General features: G+C 74.5%; 3 protein-coding genes. All 3 read right to left on the bottom strand.

Translation table 11 applies throughout. From position 1 onward, the window contains the following. Nucleotides 1-262: 262 nt before the first annotated feature. The 3 genes from NWP10_RS11870 to NWP10_RS11860 all read right to left on the bottom strand — a co-directional run bounded on the left by NWP10_RS11870 (nt 263) and on the right by NWP10_RS11860 (nt 1486). Nucleotides 263-778, bottom strand: a complete 516-nt coding sequence (locus NWP10_RS11870) for an amino-acid N-acetyltransferase (RefSeq protein WP_258301038.1) — start codon at nt 776-778, stop codon at nt 263-265. Between the two features lie 95 nt (nt 779-873). Then, on the bottom strand, nt 874-1062 hold the full coding sequence (locus NWP10_RS11865) for an Rv0909 family putative TA system antitoxin (RefSeq protein WP_158491924.1): 189 nt from the start codon (nt 1060-1062) through the stop codon (nt 874-876). A 220-nt stretch (nt 1063-1282) separates the two neighbouring features. Further along, nucleotides 1283-1486 carry a CsbD family protein gene (locus NWP10_RS11860; RefSeq protein ID WP_158493652.1) on the bottom strand — a complete coding sequence of 68 codons (204 nt, stop codon included), beginning with the start codon at nt 1484-1486 and terminating at the stop codon, nt 1283-1285. Between the last annotated feature and the right edge of the window lie 223 nt (nt 1487-1709).

Here is a 1709-nt window from a genome sequence, read left to right as displayed (position 1 = left end):
GTGCGCGAGCACGGGCGGGTGGCCGGGGACGGGCTGCGCGCCGTCGTCGTGGCCGGTGGGCGCCTGGGGGCGCACCGCCCCGGGGACGCGCAGTGGGAGCGGTGCGTGGCCGGGCTGCTGGCGGACGGCCTCCTGGCCCGGGACGACGACGGCGCCCTCGCCTTCCCGTCCTGAGCCCGGCCCCGGCGGGGACCGGCGGAGTGGCATTGAGGCGCGGCGGTGAGGACCGGCGGGCGGCGCGCCCGCTCCGGGCGTGCCCGCGTCAGAGGGTGCGGATCATGCGGGTGTTGCCGAGGGTGTTCGGCTTGACCCGGGCGAGGTCGAGGAACTCGGCCACGCCCTCGTCCGTGGAGCGCAGCAGCTCGGCGTAGACCTCGGGGTCCACGGCGGACTGGTCCGCCATCACGGCGAACCCGTGCCGGCGGAAGAACTCCACCTCGAAGGTCAGGCAGAACACCCGCTCCACGCCCACGGCCCGGGCGCGCCTGAGCAGCTCCTCGAGGATCAGGTGCCCGACGCCGGCGCCCCGGTGGTCCCGGGAGACGGCGAGGGTGCGGACCTCGGCGATGTCCTGCCACATCACGTGGAGGGCGCCGAAGCCGGCGAGGGAGCCGTCCGCGTCCTCGGCGACCACGAACTCCTGGATGGCCTCGTAGAAGGCCACCGCCTCCTTCTGGAGCAGCACGCGCTCCTGGGCCAGCGGCTCCACGAGCGCGCGGATGGCCGGGACGTCCCCCGTCCGCGCGGAGCGCAGGGTGATCTGGCGGTCGGCAGGCATGGGGCCCAGTCTAGGCCCGCCCTCCCCGGGTCCGGACAGACGGGAGCCCCCGTCCCGGCGGACCGGGCGGGGGCTCCCGCGGCTCGACGGCAGGCTCAGGCCTGCTGCTCGCCCTCGTTCTTCTCACCGGACAGGAACTTCTCCTGGGCGCCGTCGACACCCTTGTTCACGGTGTCGGCGTGCTCGCCCAGCTTGTCGCCGTGCTGCTCCTGAGCGCCGTCCACGGCCTCGTTGATCTTGTCCGAGTGCTGGTTTGCGAGGTTGTTCAGGTCACCGATTCCCATAGGACAGGTCTCCTTCTTCTCGGGGCTGCGCGCCCGCCCCGGTCGATGCCGGGAGGGGTGATGCAGGACCACGTCGAGCGGTCACGGACCACCCTGGCACTGTCAGAGCTCTGTGGGAAGGGTCACGCTCCGCTGTTCGCCGGACGCGGACGGGGCGGGCTTGCCGGCCCCTCCGGTCCGGCGACCGTCCGGCGCGAGTCCGGCTCAGTGATCCAGGGACTCAGCGGTCCTTGGAGAGGCCGTCCTTGATGCCGGCGGCGGCGTCCTTGACCTTGTCCCCCGCGTTCTGCACGGCGTCCTTGGCGCCGGCGGCGGTGGACTCGGTCTTGCCCTCGGCGCGCAGGCGGTCGTCGCCGGTGGCCTTGCCCAGGCCCTCCTTGGCGTCGCCCTTGAGCTTGTCGAACTTGTTGCCCATGTCGGCCATGATGCACTCCTTCGCTCGTCTCCTCGGCGGTCCCGCCCCGATGGCGGGGGCCCGGATGGTCCCCCAGTCAACGAGCGCCGGATCCACCGGTCAAGGGGTCGACGCCGCCGGCGGCCGCGGGCCCTGCGCCCGTCGGGGCGCGCCCGGACCCCTCCCCGGCGGGGACGACGACGGCCCGCCGCCTCCTCCCGGCGGGAGGGGACGGCGGGCCGTCGGGCGGCCG

The sequence above is a fragment of the Micrococcus sp. HG099 genome (assembly GCF_024723355.1).
GTDB classification, from domain to species: domain Bacteria; phylum Actinomycetota; class Actinomycetes; order Actinomycetales; family Micrococcaceae; genus Micrococcus; species Micrococcus endophyticus.
The sequence above is the reverse complement of the archived record's forward strand: the minus strand, read 5'-3'. Positions and strand labels throughout refer to the sequence as shown.

Excerpts from the sequence above, each read along its gene's own strand:
- NWP10_RS11870 (WP_258301038.1), bottom strand. The coding sequence starts at position 778 with ATGCCTGCCGACCGCCAGATCACCCTGCGCTCCGCGCGGACGGGGGAC.
- NWP10_RS11865 (WP_158491924.1), bottom strand. The coding sequence starts at position 1,062 with ATGGGAATCGGTGACCTGAACAACCTCGCAAACCAGCACTCGGACAAG.
- NWP10_RS11860 (WP_158493652.1), bottom strand. The coding sequence starts at position 1,486 with ATGGCCGACATGGGCAACAAGTTCGACAAGCTCAAGGGCGACGCCAAG.